Annotated in this window: 11 protein-coding genes; 8 read left to right on the forward strand and 3 right to left on the reverse strand. The window is 64.9% G+C overall.

Features of this window, described 5'->3' with window-relative positions:
• On the reverse strand, positions 1-126 hold a 126-nt coding region (locus ACQUS8_RS15805; protein ID WP_435102973.1), incomplete at its 3' end, for a helix-turn-helix domain-containing protein.
• Between the two features lie 652 nt (positions 127-778).
• Between ACQUS8_RS15805 and ACQUS8_RS15810 the strand changes: the two genes are divergently transcribed.
• From ACQUS8_RS15810 to ACQUS8_RS15820, 3 genes are all read left to right on the forward strand, one after another.
• Positions 779-2017, forward strand: a complete 1239-nt coding sequence (locus ACQUS8_RS15810) for a mandelate racemase/muconate lactonizing enzyme family protein (RefSeq protein ID WP_435102880.1) — start codon at positions 779-781, stop codon at positions 2015-2017.
• A 155-nt stretch (positions 2018-2172) separates the two neighbouring features.
• A complete protein-coding gene (locus ACQUS8_RS15815) occupies positions 2173-3147 on the forward strand; it encodes an aldo/keto reductase (protein ID WP_435102882.1) in 975 nt (324 codons plus the stop codon).
• Positions 3148-3285: 138 nt separating this feature from the next.
• Positions 3286-4161 (forward strand): fumarylacetoacetate hydrolase family protein, encoded by an 876-nt coding sequence (locus ACQUS8_RS15820; RefSeq protein ID WP_435102884.1) that lies wholly within the window; start codon positions 3286-3288, stop codon positions 4159-4161.
• A 141-nt stretch (positions 4162-4302) separates the two neighbouring features.
• On the opposite strand, the gene ACQUS8_RS15825 is transcribed toward ACQUS8_RS15820, so the two are convergent.
• Both ACQUS8_RS15825 and ACQUS8_RS15830 read right to left on the reverse strand, forming a co-directional pair.
• Positions 4303-6636, reverse strand: a complete 2334-nt coding sequence (locus ACQUS8_RS15825) for a glycoside hydrolase family 3 N-terminal domain-containing protein (RefSeq protein ID WP_435102886.1) — start codon at positions 6634-6636, stop codon at positions 4303-4305.
• A gap of 299 nt (positions 6637-6935) precedes the next feature.
• On the reverse strand, positions 6936-9017 hold the full coding sequence (locus tag ACQUS8_RS15830; RefSeq protein WP_435102888.1) for an alpha-glucuronidase family glycosyl hydrolase: 2082 nt from the start codon (positions 9015-9017) through the stop codon (positions 6936-6938).
• A 170-nt stretch (positions 9018-9187) separates the two neighbouring features.
• On the opposite strand from ACQUS8_RS15830, the gene ACQUS8_RS15835 reads away from it, so the two are divergent.
• From ACQUS8_RS15835 to ACQUS8_RS15855, 5 genes are all read left to right on the forward strand, one after another.
• A complete protein-coding gene (locus ACQUS8_RS15835) occupies positions 9188-11014 on the forward strand; it encodes an ABC transporter substrate-binding protein (protein ID WP_435102890.1) in 1827 nt (608 codons plus the stop codon).
• A gap of 101 nt (positions 11015-11115) precedes the next feature.
• Positions 11116-12927 (forward strand): ABC transporter substrate-binding protein, encoded by a 1812-nt coding sequence (locus ACQUS8_RS15840; protein WP_435102892.1) that lies wholly within the window; start codon positions 11116-11118, stop codon positions 12925-12927.
• 111 nt (positions 12928-13038) lie between these two features.
• A complete protein-coding gene (locus ACQUS8_RS15845) occupies positions 13039-14838 on the forward strand; it encodes an ABC transporter substrate-binding protein (RefSeq protein ID WP_435102894.1) in 1800 nt (599 codons plus the stop codon).
• A gap of 192 nt (positions 14839-15030) precedes the next feature.
• Positions 15031-16041 (forward strand): ABC transporter permease, encoded by a 1011-nt coding sequence (locus ACQUS8_RS15850; protein WP_435102896.1) that lies wholly within the window; start codon positions 15031-15033, stop codon positions 16039-16041.
• The gene (locus tag ACQUS8_RS15855; protein ID WP_435102898.1) at positions 16028-17083 is read left to right on the forward strand and encodes an ABC transporter permease; all 1056 of its coding nucleotides are present in this window, start codon (positions 16028-16030) and stop codon (positions 17081-17083) included. Before ACQUS8_RS15850 ends, ACQUS8_RS15855 begins: the two co-directional genes overlap by 14 nt.
• Positions 17084-17085: the final 2 nt, after the last annotated feature.

Here is a 17085-nt window from a genome sequence, read left to right on the forward strand (position 1 = left end):
ACTCTTCGGGAGGTCGAGGTGGGCGGCGAGCTCCGTCACGCGCGCGCCATTCAACTCCTTCAGACCCTCTAGCACCTCGAACGTCCGAATCGTCGACTTCACTGGGTTCGACGCTTCCTTGAGCATAGCTGTACCGTCTACGTCAGCGTACAAAACTGTTATTCATCAATCGTGAACATAATGGCAGCATCACGACTAGTGTCGCGTGAAACTGTAGTAGTCTATACGCGCACGGTACTTTACATGTGCGATATCGGAGGCGACGCCTAGTCCCGAGCGTGGTCGCTACCTCCGCGACGCCGCGTGCCACCTCGACGCTCGCGAGGACGGGCGTCGTCGACCTGCCCGACCGCGAAGACGTGCAGTCGAATCCGGTATGATCGGAATAATTAACGTGTCTTACACCGCCACCTCGTGCGCCGTCGTCCATGCGGAAGTCTTCCACCCGGCCGTCGCTGTCGTTGAAGTCGAGCGCTTCAAGAAGGCTCACGGCGTCACACGAGCAGGGTGACGCCGGTATCGACTCCTACACCGTCTCCAGCGTCGACGTTCCGGTTTCCGGAACGCGGCGGCTGCGGGGCGTCGGGTATGTCGCTCCTACTCCGAAACTCTTTCCGCCGCTACCGGAAGCAGATGCCGTGCAGGTGGGAACACCATATATCGCGGAGAGGAGCCGCCTTCGGCGCCTCAACGACAGAGTGAGTGCCTCACACGGCGCTCGTGTCCGTGACGGGTATCCACAAGCTTTAGTACGCCCCCTTTGAATATCTCGGACGCAATGGTCGACTACGAGAAGCTCCGCGACCCGAACGCGGAGTATACGATGCGGGACCTCTCCGCGGAGACGATGGGTGTCCAGAAGGAGCGTGGCGGCACGCGGGACGCCGAGATTACCGATGTACAGACGACGATGGTCGACGGGAACTACCCGTGGATCCTCGTCCGCGTCTACACCGACGCCGGCGTCGTCGGCACCGGTGAGTCCTACTGGGGCGGCGGTGACGCCGAGATCATCGAGCGGATGAAGCCGTTCCTCGTCGGCGAGAACCCCCTCGACATTGACCGGCTCTACGAGCACCTCGTCCAGAAGATGAGTGGTGAGGGCTCCATCTCTGGCAAGGTCATCTCCGCGATCTCCGGTATCGAAATCGCGCTCCACGACGTCGCGGGCAAACTCCTCGACGTTCCCGCCTACCAGCTCGTCGGTGGGAAATACCGCGACGAGGTCCGCATCTACTGCGACCTCCACACCGAGGATGAGGCCAATCCGCAGGCCTGTGCCGCCGAGGCCGAACGCGTCGTCGAGGAACTCGGCTACGACGCAATCAAGTTCGACCTCGACGTCCCCTCCGGCCATGAGAAGGACCGCGCGAACCGTCACCTCCGCAACCCCGAAATCGACCACAAGGTCGAAATTGTCGAGGCGACGACCGAAGCCGTCGGCGACAAGGCGGACGTCGCCTTCGACTGCCACTGGTCGTTCTCCGCGGGCAGCGCGAAGCGCCTCGCGCGTGAGCTCGAGGAGTACGACGTCTGGTGGCTCGAGGACCCCGTCCCGCCGGAGAACCACGACGTCCAGCAGAAGGTGACGGAGTCCACCTCCACGCCCATCGCAGTCGGTGAGAACGTCTACCGCAAGTTCGGCCAGCGAACGCTCCTCGAGCCGCAGGCCGTCGACATCATCGCGCCTGACCTGCCGCGCGTCGGCGGGATGCGCGAGACCCGCAAAATCGCGGACATCGCGGAGATGTACTACACTCCGGTCGCGATGCACAACGTCTCCTCGCCCATCGGCACGATGGCCTCCGCGCAGGTCGCCGCCGCCATTCCGAACTCCCTCGCTGTCGAGTACCACTCCTACGAGCTCGACTGGTGGGAGGACCTGGTCGAGGAGGACGACCTCATCGAGGAGGGTCGCATGGAAATCCCCGAAGAGCCCGGTCTCGGCCTGACGCTTGACCTCGACACCGTCGAGGAGCACATGGTCGCCGGCGAGACCCTCTTCGACGAAGCCTGAGCGCTGTCGGACCGTAGGGACGTCGTCCCCATCCGACGTATAGCCCCCTTCTGCCGTGGGTTGTCGGGCGCGTTCGCGCCCGCTCTTTCGTTCACTCGCGCCGCCATTCTACCGCCACCCGTGGGTATTTACGCCCGGTTCCCGACCCTGCCCGCATGGAGTACACGACACTCGGCTCCACGGGACTGAACGTCAGTCGCATCTGCCTCGGCTGTATGAGCTTCGGGAGCGGGAGCGACTGGATGCTTGATGAGGACGACGCACACGACATCATCGAGCGCGCCATCGACCTCGGGGTCAACTTCTTCGACACGGCGAACACGTACTCGAACGGCGAGTCCGAGGAAATTCTGGGGAACGCCCTCGCGGGCTACGACCGGGACGAGCAGGTCGTCGCGACGAAGGTCCGCTTCCCCGCGATGGACGACCCGCATCCGAACGCGACGGGTCTCTCGCGGAAGACCATCGAGCAGGAACTCCAGAACTCCCTGGACCGGTTGGGGATGGACACCGTCGACCTCTATCAGATTCACCGCTGGGACCCCGAGACGCCCATTGAGGAGACGCTACGATCGCTCGACGACGCCGTCCGGCGCGGTGACGTGCGATATCTGGGGGCATCCTCGATGTGGGCCCATCAGTTCGCCGACGCGCTCGCGACGAGCGACCGACTCGGTCTCGAGCGCTTCGCCTCCATGCAGAACCACTACAACGTCGCCTATCGGGAGGAGGAGCGCGAGATGAACCCGCTCTGCCAGCGGGAGGGTGTCGGCCTCATTCCGTGGGGGCCGCTCGCGCAGGGCTTCCTCGCACGACCCCACGAGGACCTCCACGCGACGGCGCGCGGCGACCCCGAGCAGAAGCACAACCCGACGGCGGAGTACCGCGCCGGCGGCGGCGAGGACATAAACGAGCGCGTCGAGGAGCTCGCCGCCGAGAAAGACCTGACCATGGCGCAGGTCAGCCTCGCGTGGCTCCTCCACAAGGAGCCGGTGAGCGCACCCATCGTCGGGACGACGAGCGTCGAACACCTCGAGCAGGCCGTCGAAGCGCTCGACGTCGACCTCACTGACTCCGAACTAGAGTACCTCGAGGAGCCCTACGAGCCGTCGCCGGTAATTGGTCACTGACCGAGGACGTCTGACCGCGTGACGCACCCCTCGCCGCGCTGAACGGCCGATAGGCGCTCGGTACCCGGCGTCCCGGGCTGCCGAGCGCCACGTTGCCAATAGGGATACGCTTTTGTGGTCGGTGACGGATTGTGAGGTATGCGGTATTACCAGCTCCCTGTGGAGGGTAGTGACGGCGCTCACCTCGTCGTGGAGACTGACGAGGGTGAGGCGTACGACCTGTCGACGGCGTCGGACGACCTGGGGTCGTTCACGGCGCTGGCGCGGGCGGCGAACGCGACTGAACAGTCGCTCGACGATGTCGCGGCCGCGCGCATCGCCGACGCCGACTCCGTGGACCCGGGTGTACTCGCGTCGGACGCTGTCCAGCCCGTGATTGCGGAGGAGGTCTGGGCGTCCGGTGTGACCTACGAAATCAGCGAACAAGCCCGCGAGGAGGAGAGCGGCATGCCCGACATCTACCTCGACGTCTACGAGGGCGAGCGCCCCGAACTCTTCCTGAAGGCGACGCCGTCGCGGACGGTCGGCCCGAACGAACCGGTCGGCGTTCGGGGCGACTCGGAGTGGGACGTACCCGAACCCGAACTCGCCGTCGTCATCCACCGCGGCGACGTCGTCGGCTACACCATCGGGAACGACGTGTCCAGTCGCTCAATCGAGGGGGAGAACCCGCTCTACCTGCCGCAGGCGAAGGTCTTCGAGCGCTGCTGCTCGCTCGGCCCCTGCGTCGCGTCGCCGGAGACGGTCGGGGACCCCCACGAGCTGACGCTCTCCATGCGCATCGCGCGCGACGGCGAAGTCGTCTACGAGGACGAGACCACTACCGGCGAGATGGTCCACAGTTGCGAGGAACTCGTCGACTACCTCGCCCGGCACAACGTCCTACCGGAGACGGCCGTCCTCCTCACAGGCACCGGCCTCGTCCCCGAGGACTTCACGCTCCAGGACGGTGACGAAGTCACCATCGACATCGAGGGTATCGGCCAGCTCACCAACGGCACCGTCACCGTCTAATCGGCGGGCTGCTGTTTTTCCGCGTCCGCACCCTCCACAGAGCGGCGTCGCCAGACGGCGGCGCCCGCGTTCGGCGCTCGAACGCCAGCGACGCGACTACTCGTCCGGTAGAGTACCCGAAAAGAAGAAACCGGCGCGTGGTCAGTCGTCGCTCTCGACGCGGGTGTCGGTGAAGTAGGTGCGGCCAGTTTTGGGGAGCTCCTTCGTGTCGGTGACCTCGAAGTCGGCCGTCTCGACGATTTGGTCGGCAGCCTCGCCGACGCGGACCTGATAGGGGCCTTCCTCGACGACGAGGTTCATGTCGCGGTCATGGAAGGCGAGTTGGCTGGCGTGGACGTCGAAGGTGACGCGGGCGGACTCGCCGGGCTTGAGGTGGACGCGCTCGAACCCGGTGAGTTCCTGCACGGGCCGGGCCTGACTCGGGTTCTCGGCGTGCGTGTAGAGCTGGACGACGTCGCTGCCCGCGCGCTCGCCCGTGTTCGTGACGGTGACGCTCGCCGTCAGCGTCCCGGCGGGGCTCAGACTCTCCGTGGAGAGCTCGAGGTCGGCGTACTCGAACTCCGTGTAGCTCAGACCGTGGCCGAACGCGTAGAGGGGCGTGCTCTCCGTGTAGACGTGCTCCTCGTTCGCGCTGTTCGGCCGGCGGCTGTAGTAGACGGGGAGCTGGCCGACGTTCCGGGGGACGGAGACGGGGAGGTGCCCCGAGGGATTGTGGTCGCCGAAGAGGACGGCGTCGATGGCGTCGCCGCCCTCCTCACCGGGGAGCCACGCCTGCACGACAGCGGGCGCCTCCTCCGAGATCTCCTCGATGGAGTGGGGCTTGCCGCTGACGACCACGACGACGACGGGCGTGTCCGTCTCGCGGAGTTCCGCGACGAGTTCCTCCTGGACGCCGGGCAGGCCGAGGTCCGTCACGTCGCAGCCCTCGCCGCTCGTCGGGACGCTGGGGCGCTCCTCCATGTCGGTCTCGACGCCACTGAAGTCGACGGCGGAGCGCGCGCCGACGAACGCGAGCGCGACGTCCGCGTCCTCGGTCTGCGCGACGGCGTCATCGATGCCGCTCGTGTCGGGGCCGGTCGTGGTGCAGCCGTCGGCGTGCAGGACGTCGAAGCCCTCGGCGTCGCCGCGCGCGCTCAGCGCGTCGAGCGGCGTCGTCGCGTCGAAGTCCGTCTCCTCGTCCGGGTAGTGGGCCGCGTAGGCGTAGTCGCCGAGGAGTTCCTGCGCGTCGTCCGCCTTCGGGCCGACGACGGCGACGGAGTCGAGGTCGTCGCCGGCGAGCGGGAGGAAGTCGTCCTCGTTCTTGAGGAGGGTGATGGACTCGCGGGCGGCACGCTGGGTGAGCTCGGTGGCTTCTTCGGTGTCGTAGGGGTCGCTCGCCGCTGCGGGGTCGACGGTGGCGTCGTCGAGGACGCCCTTACGGGCCTTCATCGTGAGGACGCGGCGCGCGGCCTCCTCGACGGTGGACTCCGCGAGTTCGCCGTTCTCGACGGCTTCGACGAGGTGGTCGCCGTAGCAGTCCGTGTACGGGAGCTCCACGTCGATGCCGGCTTCGACGGCCATCACGCCGGCCTCGCGTTCACTCGAGGCAATACCGTGTTCACTCTTGAGGAACTCGACGCTGTAGTAGTCGGAGACGACGGTGCCATCGAAGTCCCACTCGCCGCGGAGGACGTCGGTGAGAAGCCATTCGTCTCGCGCGCACGGGACGCCGTCGATGTCGTGATACGCGTTCATCACGCTCTCGGCGCCGGACTCCTGAATCGCCGCCTCGAACGGGAACATATGGGTTTCGCGGAGTTCGCGCTCGCCGAGGTGGACGGTGGAGCGGTTCTTCCCGCCTTCGCCGACGGCGTGGCCGACGAAGTGCTTGAGCGTCGCGGAGATGCCGTCGTCGCCCTCCCCTTGGAGGCCGTCAACGTAGCCACAGGCCATCGCGGCGACGAGATAGGGGTCCTCGCCGAACGTCTCCTCGACGCGCCCCCAGCGCAGGTCGCGCGCGACGTCCAGCACCGGCGAGAGCGCGTGCACCGTGCCGATGGCTTCGAGCTGTTGGCGAATCGTGTCCGTCACCTCCTCCATCAGGTCCGGGTCGAACGTCGAGGCCATCCCGATGCCCTGCGGGAACGTCGTCCCCCGCGGACCCATGTACCCGCTCAGACACTCCTCGTGGGGAATCGCCGGAATCCCGAGCCGCGTCTCCTCTGTGAGGATTGCCTGGAGTTCGTTCGTCACTTCGGCGGCGCGTTCGGGGTCGAGACTCCCTTCGCCGCCGATGCGGGTGAGGTGGCCGATGCCGTTCGCGAGATACTCTTCGGCGGCCTCGCGGTCGAGGTCGCCGTCTTCGGTGAGGATTTTCTCGGCGTTCACGGAGCCGAGCTGGGCGGCCTTCTCCGCGAGCGTCATCTCCTCGAGCAGCGCGTCCACGCGTTCGTCGATCGTGGTCGCGTCAGTATGTCCGCCTGTCTGGTCGGTCATCGTTCCGTCTGTTGGCACCCTCGCTATTAATCGTATGGACGTCGGTAACGCAGGATAACGTCACGCCCATTCCGAATGGCTGAACGAACTCGCCGTCGAGCGCGCCGTCTGCACGATAACTCTCGCTCCCCCACGCATTTTCGTGATAGACTGCTTTACACGAATACTGGCGTAATCGTCGAGTACGGCCGCTCAACCGCCCGTCAGTCTTTCTAACGGCGCGAGTGTACATCCGGAAGTGCCAGTCACCGCATGAGTACGACTGTTATGAAATAATGAACCTGTGTTTCCCTCCCGGCTCAGTCGTCGAGCGGGACACGGCCGTGCTCGTCCGGGACGCCGGCGTACTCGTAGAAGTACGAGACGAGCGTGTCCCGCCAGCGCTCGGCCTGCACGACCTGCTCGTCGAAGCGCTCGGCCACCGTCCGGTGGCGGCGCTCGTCGATCGGCCCCTCGAGGGCGTTCCAGCGCTCGCGGAGGTCACGCACTTGCTCGACGCCGTCGAAGCAGTTGTCGTAGAGGCGCTGGATGACCGTCGTGCCGTCCGAGAGTTCGTACTCCCACGGGAGGTGGTGGAAGAACAACAGGAGTTCCTCGGGACAGCGTTCCGGGTCGTTGTACTGCTCAGGGTGGGGTTCGCGGAACTGGCCCGCGTAGTCACTCCCCGAGGGCGTCCGGTCGAGACCGATGCCGTCCTCGGAGATGCCGGTGTACTCCGGCCATTCTTCGGGCGCCGGGTCGTAGTGGTTCTCCAGGCGCGCCTCGCCGTTGTACATCATGTGCATCAGGCCGATGCCGCCTGTCTCGTAGTCGATGACGGCCGGCCACGACTCCTCCTGGATGCGCGTGACCGTCTCGACGACGCTCGGGTTCCGCCCGTACGTCTGGGCTGCCCACTCGCGCGTAATCTCCTCGGAGCCCAGCGACGGGTCCCATGCCAGTCGACCGTAGCCGTAGAGGTTCAGTTGTGCGAGGTCGTGGCCGGTCCAGTTGCGGTCCTCGCCGACGTTCGCCACGCCCGCGAAGCCCTCGCCCTCCTCGTCGACCAGCAGGTCACGGACCGCCGTGTCCTCGCCGTCCGCGTGCGTGTCGAACTCGAGGACTTCCTCCCACTGTGGGAGGTGCGAGCAGGCGTGGACGGCCTGCCCGGTGTACTCCTGCGTAATCTGGAGTTCGCAGGCGATGTTCGTGTTCGGCATCGCGCCGAACAGCGTCGACACCGGCTCGCGGGGCTGGAAGTCGATGGGGCCGTTCTTGATCTGGAGCGTGACGTTGTCGTGGAACTCGCCGTCGAGGGGCTCGAACGTCTCGTAGGCCTGCACCGCGCGGTCCTCGTGCTGGGAGTAGACGAACGCGCGCCAGAAGACGCGGCCGTCGTGCGGTTCGAGCGCGCGTCCGAGGACGTTCGCGCCCTCCGCGTGGTCCCGGTCGTAGTCGTAGGGGCCGGGTTGCCCCTCGGAGTCTGCCTTCACGAGGAAGCCGCCGAAGTCCGGAATGCGCTCGTAGATTTCGTCGGCCTTCTGGGCCCACCACGCCGCGACGTCGTCGTCGAGTGGGTCCGCGGTGTCGAGACCGCCGATGAGCATCGGCGCGGCGTAGTTCACGGAGAGGAACGTCCGGATGCCGTAGCGCCGGAACACCGTCGCGAGCGCCTCCACCTTCTCGAGGTTCTCGGTCTTCAGGAGCTGCCACCCCTCCTTCCCCGCGATGGCTTCGTTCGCGCCCTCGCGGTCGGGCTTCTCGGTGTTGACGTTGTTGACGACGACACCGTTGATGCCGGTGGAGGCGAGCAGGCGCGCGTAGTCCCAGTAGCGCTCTCGGAGGTCCGGGAGCGTCTCCCAGTCGAAGATGGACTGGCCGGCGTAGCCGCGCTCGACGGAGCCGCGGAAGGGGTTGTCCCAGTGGTTGATGACGCGCTCCTTCGTGCGCGGCTCCTCGACGACGTCGAGGTCGGCGACGGGCTCGCCGAGCGAGAGCAACCGGAGGAGGTGGAACGTCCCGAAGAGCATCCCGCGGTCGGTGTTCGCGGTGACGACCAGGCAGTCTTGGCCCTCCCACTCGGTCGCGCGCAGAACGTAGCCCTCGTCGTCGAGGTCCTCGAGTTCGTCGGCGTCGACGGCGTGCCGGACGACTTCCATGTTGTCGCGTCGGCCGACCGCGAGGAAGCCGTCCTGCGAGCGTGGCGGGTGCTGCCAGAGGTGGGGGGCGCGCCCGAGCAACCCCTTGAGGCCGACGCGGAGTTCCTTGCGTACCGAGCGGAGTTCCGGGCCTTCCTCGGAGACGTACGCGTGGAGACAGCGTCGACGATACGAGGACAGGCGATCCGGGTCGTCTATCTGCTCGTACTGGAGCCAACAGTCGTCGTAGTCGGTGACTACCATACCCCATCGTATCGACCACGGTGGCTAAAGCTTTCGCCGTCGCGTCGAACGTCGCCGCAGTCGTGCGGTCTCGCGGGCGTTCGTCGCTACTTCTCCGTGTCGGCCCCCGATTCCGCGGCTGGTGACCGACGAGGGGAAGAAATAAATATTAATGATGGATAGGGTGTGGTATGGTGGACGATAACAGCCATAGTGGTGGGAAGTCTGCGCGGCGAACGTTCCTGAAACTGAGTGGAGTGGCCGGTGCGGCGGCGCTCGCCGGGTGTTCCTCCGACTCGCCCGACCAGAGTGGTGACGGCACGACGACGTCCACGACCACCAGCGGGGGTGGCGGGAGCGGCGAACTCGTCGACGAGTCGCTGACGGTGCCGGGGACGTACGTCCCGACGAACATGCAGTGGAACTCCTACGCGCCCAGCCACTACTCGAACCCCGGGCGCGCGATGGTGTTCGACCCGTTCATCTTCTACAACCAGAAGACGGACACCGTCATCCCCTCGCTCGTGCAGGACTGGACACTCGACGGCCAGACCCTTCAGGTGACGATTCGCGACGGGGTCACGTGGCACGACGGCGAGCCAGTCACGGCCGAGGACTTCGTCACGAAGTTCACCATCGACAAGGGGTTCAACTACACCATCGCGAACTACATTGAGAGTGCGACGGCCGTTGACGAGAAGACTGTCGAATACTCGCTCGCCAAGGCCTACCGTGAGGACATCATCGTGCTCACCTTCTCGGGCACGTGGATGAACACGCCGACGCACACGAAGTACGGCGAGTTCGCCGAGCGACTCCGGAACGCCTCCTCGAAGGAGGAAAAGCAGAAGATTCAGTCGGACATTCAGAACCACCAGCCGAAGGAGCCGGTGGGCTGTGGCCCCTTCAAGTACGAGTCGGCCAACCAGCAGAACCTCGAACTGGTGAAGTACGAGGATCACCCGGACGCCGGTACCATCCCGTTCCCGAAGGCGCAGGTCGCCTACATGGGGTCGAACCAGCAGCAGTGGGCGGCGATGAAGAACGGCGAGCACCTCGACGCGACGACGACGACGTTCTTCCCCGAGCGCATCGTCAACTCGCTCCCGGACTACGTCAAGCAGTACCAGATGCCGGCGTACAACGGCTTCGCGCTCGCGTTCAACCACAGCGACGACCTCTTCGGCCGTCGCAACGTCCGGCGCGCGTTCTCCTACATCCTCGACCAGAACAAGATGGCGAACCTCGCCGACCCGACGAAGACGGCCGTCACGGCGCCGACTGGCGTCGGGAGTTACATCACGGGAACGTGGAAGCAGAAGCTTGGCGGCGACGTCAGCGCCTACCAGACGTACACCGGGTCGGACTCCCAGAGCAAGGCCGCGGAACTCCTGCGCTCCGAGGGCTTCTCCAAGCAGGGCGACTGGTGGTACAAGCCCAACGGGGAGCAGTTCACGCTCGAAATCCCCGCGCCCGCCGGGTGGAGCGACATCGTCTCCTTCGTCCAGACCACCGCGCAGATGCTGACGAACTTCGGCATCAAGACGCAGAACTCGAACGTCGAGACGACGACGTTCTTCGGGCAGTACTGGGGCCCCTCGAACTTCCAGGTCATCCCGTGGTTCTGGAACAACTCCTTCGTCCGCCCGAAGCCGTTCTTCAGCCTCGGGTGGCTGCTGACGAGCGACACCAGCGTCAACACGCTCAACTTCCCCGAGAAGCCGGTCGCGCCGCCGATGGGTCAGCCGGACGCGGAGGCGACGCCGACGGACGTCCGCGGGATGCTCCGCGAACTCGGCACCACGTCGGACGAGGCACGCGCGACGGAGCTCTCGCGTGAACTCGCGTGGGTCATCAACCAGAGTCTGCCCGAACTTCCGCTCATTGAGAAGGTGTCCCAGTCCTTCTGGAACACCCAAGAGTGGAACACCCCCGAGAAGGGTGTCGACAAACAGTACGTCCGCTACCCGTACTACTACTGGCCGCGCATCGGGGCGGTCTCCCCGAAGACGAAGTAACGCCGCCCGACCGACCCTTTTCTGCGGTTTCGTCGCTGCGCGATAAGGTAACGGCGCCCGCAACCCGAAGAATAAATAATGATGATTATTATCGTACACACGTGCCCAACGAACGCAGCGACGAGACTGACTCCGCACGACGACGGTTCCTGAAGATGGGCGGCGTGGCCGGCGCGGCCGCACTCGCCGGGTGTTCCTCACAGGCCCCCGAGGGGGGGAGCAGCGGTGGCGACACCACGACCACCGAGGGCGGGACCACCACGAGCGGCGGGTCCACCGACACGGCGCTCACGGTGCCGGGTCGCTACGTCCCGACGAACGTCCAGTGGAACTCCTACGCGCCCAGCCACTACGCCCAACAGGGCGGGAAGATGGTCTACGACCCGTTCCTGCGCTACAACCAGAAGACGGACGAGCTCATCCCCTACTTCTTCCAGGACTGGTCGGTGGACGGGACGACGCTCACCGTCTCCCTCCGCGAGGGTGACACGTGGCACGACGGCGAGCCGGTCACGGCCGAGGACGTCGTCACGAAGTTCACCATCGACAAAGGGTTCGGCTACGAGGTGGCGAGCTACATCGAGAGCGCGACGGCCGTCGACGAGCACACCGTCGAGTACAGCCTCAAGAAGCCCTACCGGACCGACACCATCCTGCTCGTCCTTTCCAGCAGTTGGATGGACACGCCGACCCACGAGAAGTACGGCGAGTTCGCCAAGCGCTTCCGTGAGGCATCCACGAAGAAGGAGAAGCAGAAGATTCGCGGCGACATCCAGAACTACCAGCCGAAAGAGCCCGTCGGCTCCGGGCCGTTCACGTTCGAGTCGGCGAACCAGCAGACGCTCACCCTCACGAAGTACGAGGACCATCCGGACGCCGACCGGATCACGTTCCCGACTTACGAGGTGACGTACTCCGACTCGAACCAGCAGCAGTGGGCGGCGATGAAGAACGGTCGCACGTACGACGCGACGACGACGACGTTCTTCCCGAAGCGCATCCGTAAGACGCTGCCCGACTACGTCCAGAAGTACTCGGTGCCGGCGTACAACGGCTACTCGATGGCGTTCAACCACGACGACGAGGACTTCGGGAACCGGAACGTCCGTCGGGCGTTCGCCTATGCCATCGACCAGCAGAAGGTCGCGAACCTCCTCGGCTCCTCGAAGACGGCGGTCACGGTGCCGGCGGGTATCGGGAGTTTCCGCACGGGGACGTGGAAGCGCAACCTCGGCGGTGAGACGGACGTCTACCAGCGGTACAACGACACCGCGAAAGCCGCCGAACTGCTGCGCGCCGAGGGCTACACGAAGCAGGGCGGCCAGTGGTACAAGCCCAACGGCGACCAGTTCACGCTCACTATCCCCTCGCCGGCGGGGTGGAGCGACGTCGTCTCCATGACGACTGCGGTGGCGCAGGCGCTCACCGAGTTCGGTATCAAGACGCAGAACAAGAGTGTCGAGAACACGACGTTCTTCGGTCAGTACTGGGGCCCCTCGGACTTCAAGGTCGTCCCGTGGTTCTGGAACAACTCGGCACTCTCGAAGCCGTTCTTCAGTCTCTCGTGGATTCTGACGAGCGGCACCGTGATGTCGAACCTCAACTTCCCGGAGCAGCCCGAGGTGCCGCCCATGGGCGAACCCGAGGGCGAGACGTCGCCGTCGGACGTCCGCTCGAAACTCCAGTCGCTCGGGACGGCGGGCGACGACGCGACGGTGACGGAACTCACGCGCGACCTCGCGTGGGACGTCAACCAGAGCCTTCCGATGGTTCCCATCGTCGAGGTGAGTAGCCAGTCCTTCTGGAACGGGAACCGCTGGAACATCCCGCCCGCGGACACCGACAAGAAGTACATCAACAACGAGTACTTCTGGTGGCCGCGCATCGGCATCGTCTCCCCGAAGGAGCAGTAACGTCACGCGCCCTACTCTTTATCCAGTCCGGGACGCCGTTCATGGATGGTTTATCATTATATTTCTCTCGATGCCAAAGGATAAATATTCATGCGAGATACTCGGGTGTGTATGCCTGATGGCAGTAGTCACGATTGGCAGTCCGCGCGGCGCCGGTTCCTGAAGATGGGCGGCGTGGCCGGCGCGGCCGCACTCGCCGGGTGTTCCTCGGAGACGCCGAGCGAGGGTGGGGCCGGGAGCACGACGAGCACGAGCGGCGACGGCGGGAGCGGCGGGTCGGGGGACAACTCCCTCACCATCCCCGGCCGCTACATCCCGACGAACATGCAGTGGAACTCCTACGCGCCCAGCCACTACGCAGTCGTCGGCGGCCGCGCCGTGTACGACCCGTTCATCTTCTACAACCAGAAGACGGACGAACTCATCCCTTACCTCTTCCAGGACTGGACGCTCGAGGGGAAGACGCTCACCGTGACGATTCGCGACGGGGTCACGTGGCACGACGGCGAGCCAGTCACGGCCGAGGACTTCGTCACGAAGTTCACTATCGACAAGGGCTTCGGCTACGAGGTCGGGAACTACATCGAGAGCGCGACGGCCGTCGACGAGAAGACCGTCGAGTACGCCCTCGCCGATGCCTACCGCGCGAAGACGATTCTCCTCGTCTTCAACGGCACGTGGCTGGACACGCCGACCCACCAGAAGTTCGGCGAGTTCGCCCAGCGCTTCCGTGACGCCTCCACGAAGGAGGAGAAACAGAAGGTCCAGGGCGACATCCAGAACTACCAGCCCTCCGAACCGGTCGGCTGTGGCCCCTTCGAGTTCGACTCCGCGAACCAGCAGACGCTCACGCTGACGACGTACGCGGACCACCCGGACGCGAGCAACGTGAAGTTTGACACCTACGAAGTCGTGTACTTCGCGTCCTCGCAGCAGAAGTGGGCGAACATGAAGAACGACGCGGGCATCGACGTGCTGAACGGCTTCACGCCGCGCCGCATCGTCAAGACGTTCCCCGACTACGTTCGGGAGTATCAGGTCCCGCGCTACAACGGCTACGCGCTCGCGTTCAACCACAGTGACGAAGACTTCGGCAAGCGCAACGTCCGGCGCGCCGTCGCGAACGTCATCGACCAGAACAAGATGGCGAACCTCGCCGACCCGACGAAACACCCCGTCACGGCGCCCGCCGGCGTCGGCAGTTTCGTCACCGGCACGTGGGAGGAGAACCTCGGTGGCGACGTCTCCTCGTACGACACGTACACGAACACGGAGAAGGCCGCTGAACTCCTCCGTAGCGAGGGCTACACGAAGCAGGGCGGCAAGTGGTACAAGCCCAACGGCGATCAGCTCACGGTCGAGATCCCGACGCCGTCCGGCTGGAGCGACGTGGCGAGTTTCACGACGACGGTGGCGCAGATGCTCTCCGACTTCGGTATCGAGGCCCAGAAGCGCGGCGTCGAGAACACGACGTTCTTCGGGCAGTACTGGGGTCCCTCGAACTTCCAGATGGTCCCGTGGTTCTGGAACAACTCCGGGAAGACGAAGCCGTTCTTCAGCCTCTCGTGGATTCTCACCAGCAACACGGTGATGTCCACGCTCGGGTACGACGAGAAGCCGAAGGCGCCGCCGATGGGCAACCCCGACGGCGAACCGCAGGAGGTCGACGTCCAGTCGAAGCTCCGCGAGCTCGGGACGACGAGCGACCAGCAGCGGGTCACCGAACTCACGCGCGAACTCGCGTGGGTCGTCAACCAGGACCTCCCGATGCTCCCGCTCATCGAGAAGGTTCGTCCGAGCTTCTGGAACACGAACGAGTGGGACGTGCCCCCGAAGGACACCGACAAGAAGTTCGTCAACTGGTGTAACTACTACTGGCCGCGCTTCGGCTACGTCACGCCCAAGCAGTAACGTCGCCGTCCGGTCAGTCGTCCCATAGCCCCCTGCACCCTTTCTCCGGCTGACCGTTTCGCTCACGCCGTCGGAAGGGTTCGTCATCTTCCCTGACCGGCCGTTCTTTACTCCCTACGGAACACCGAGAGATATGTCACGTTCATTTGCCGATTAGGAAGGTTAATAATGCTGGATTGGTTTCGTTCTGCCATGGTAAATCGTATCACCAAACGGGTCGCCCAAGCCCTGCTAACAGTGGTGGTCGTCGTCACCCTCACCTTTGGGATGATACGGCTGATGCCGGGAGGACCGATGGACTACCTCAAGGCACAGCTCATCCAGTCCTCGTCGGGTAGCGTGGACATGCAGCGGATCAACGCGCTCGTCGAGGCGTACACGAACATCAACCCGGAGAAACCGGTGCTCCAGCAGTACATCGACTACATGTCGGCGGTGCTCTCCGGTGACTTCGGTCGCTCCGTCGTCTACAACCAGCCGGTGTCCGAGATCATCATGAACGCGCTCCCGTGGACGCTCCTCGTGATGGTGGTGTCCATCCTCCTGATGTTCGCCATCGGCATCGTCCTCGGCGCCATCATGGCGTACAACGAGGGAGAGCGCATCGACCTCGGCTCCACCGTGGTCGGAATCCTGCTCAACTCGATTCCGTACTACGTCGCCGGTATCCTGCTCGTGTACGTCCTCGGTTACCAGCTCCAGTGGTTCCCGACCGGCGGCCGGATGAACACGGAGACGATGGTCGGCTTCAACTACGCGTTCATCGCCGGCGTCATCCACCACGCGGCGCTCCCCATCGCGTCGCTCGTCATCACCGGCTTCGGTGGGTGGGCGCTCACGATGCGTGGGAACTCCATCCGTGTCCTCGGTGAGGACTACCTCCGCGTCGCGCAACTGCGCGGCCTGCCGTCCCGGCGTATCTCGCTCTGGTACGTCGGCCGGAACGCCATCCTCCCGATGTACACGGGCCTGCTGATCTCCATCGGGTTCATCTTCGGTGGCTCCGTCATTCTCGAACAGATCTTCCGCTACCCTGGCGTCGGTTACTACCTCTACCAGTCCATCGGCGCTCGGGACTACCCACTGATGATGGGTGGGTTCATCATTATCACAGTGACCGTCGTCATCGGTGTGTTTATTGCCGACGTGACGTATGGTTTCATCGACCCGCGGGCTGGTGGTGATAACAATGAGTCCTACTGAAGCCTCAACAGACGCTGAAACCCCGGAGGCGGAGACCTCACTCTTCGACACCGAGTCGGATACCGAGGTCACCCGCACCGACCGCTACAAGCAGTGGATCGAGACGTGGCTGCTCGCCTCCGCACGCATCGCGTGGTCCGACTGGCGCGTTCGCATCGGCTCGCTCATCGTCCTCCTCTACGTCCTGATGGGGACGGTCGGCGTCATGCTCGTTCCCGAGCCGACGATCGGCGCCGGACCGCGCTACGTCGGACCGTTCACGAACTGGCAGTTCCCACTCGGGACCGACAACCTCGGTCGCGGCATCCTCGGGCAGATCGTCCACGCGACTCCGTGGATGCTCCAGATGATCGCCGCCGGCGCCGTCTTCTCCACGGTCATTGCGACGGCCGTCGGGACACTCTCCGGCTACAAGCGCGGTACCGTCGACCAGGTGCTCATGACGCTCACCGACATCGCGATGACGATTCCGGGCCTCCCGCTCGTCATCGTCCTCGCGGTGCTCCTCCAGCCGAAGAGCCCCATCCTCATCGGTATCGTCCTCACCATCAACGCGTGGGCGGGGCTCGCCCGCTCCATCCGCTCGCAGGTGCTCACCCTCCGCGAGGAGTCCTACATCGAGGCCTCGCGCACCATCGGGGTGCCGACCCGCACCATCATCCGGGAGGACGTCCTTCCGAACCTGATGCCGTACGTCGTCGTCAACTTCGTGCAGGCGGCGCGTAACGTTATCTTCTCCTCCGTCGGCCTCTACTTCCTCGGCCTCCTGCCGACGTCGAAGCCGAACTGGGGAGTCATGATGAGCCGCGCGTACTCCACCGCGGGCGCGCTCTACACGTGGGACACCGCGTACTGGCTCATCTTCCCGATGATCACGATTATCCTGCTCGTCTTCGGGCTCATCCTCTTCGCACAGGGGACCGACCGCCTGTTCAACCCGCGTGTCCGCGCTCGGCACGCCGGCGACAGCGGCGGCCCCAGTAAGTCGAGCGACGACGAGGGCCCAGCAGCGAACCCGGACGAGTCCAAGGGGATGTTCTGAAC

This window comes from Halarchaeum sp. P4 (assembly GCF_051195175.1).
Classification (GTDB): Archaea; Halobacteriota; Halobacteria; order Halobacteriales; family Halobacteriaceae; genus Halarchaeum.

Bases quoted from the DNA above. Each gene is read 5' to 3' on its own strand.
- ACQUS8_RS15810 (WP_435102880.1), top strand. From the start codon at position 779: ATGGTCGACTACGAGAAGCTCCGCGACCCGAACGCGGAGTATACGATG.
- ACQUS8_RS15815 (WP_435102882.1), top strand. From the start codon at position 2,173: ATGGAGTACACGACACTCGGCTCCACGGGACTGAACGTCAGTCGCATC.
- ACQUS8_RS15820 (WP_435102884.1), top strand. From the start codon at position 3,286: ATGCGGTATTACCAGCTCCCTGTGGAGGGTAGTGACGGCGCTCACCTC.
- ACQUS8_RS15825 (WP_435102886.1), bottom strand. From the start codon at position 6,636: ATGACCGACCAGACAGGCGGACATACTGACGCGACCACGATCGACGAA.
- ACQUS8_RS15830 (WP_435102888.1), bottom strand. From the start codon at position 9,017: ATGGTAGTCACCGACTACGACGACTGTTGGCTCCAGTACGAGCAGATA.
- ACQUS8_RS15835 (WP_435102890.1), top strand. From the start codon at position 9,188: ATGGTGGACGATAACAGCCATAGTGGTGGGAAGTCTGCGCGGCGAACG.
- ACQUS8_RS15845 (WP_435102894.1), top strand. From the start codon at position 13,039: ATGCCTGATGGCAGTAGTCACGATTGGCAGTCCGCGCGGCGCCGGTTC.
- ACQUS8_RS15850 (WP_435102896.1), top strand. From the start codon at position 15,031: ATGGTAAATCGTATCACCAAACGGGTCGCCCAAGCCCTGCTAACAGTG.
- ACQUS8_RS15855 (WP_435102898.1), top strand. From the start codon at position 16,028: ATGAGTCCTACTGAAGCCTCAACAGACGCTGAAACCCCGGAGGCGGAG.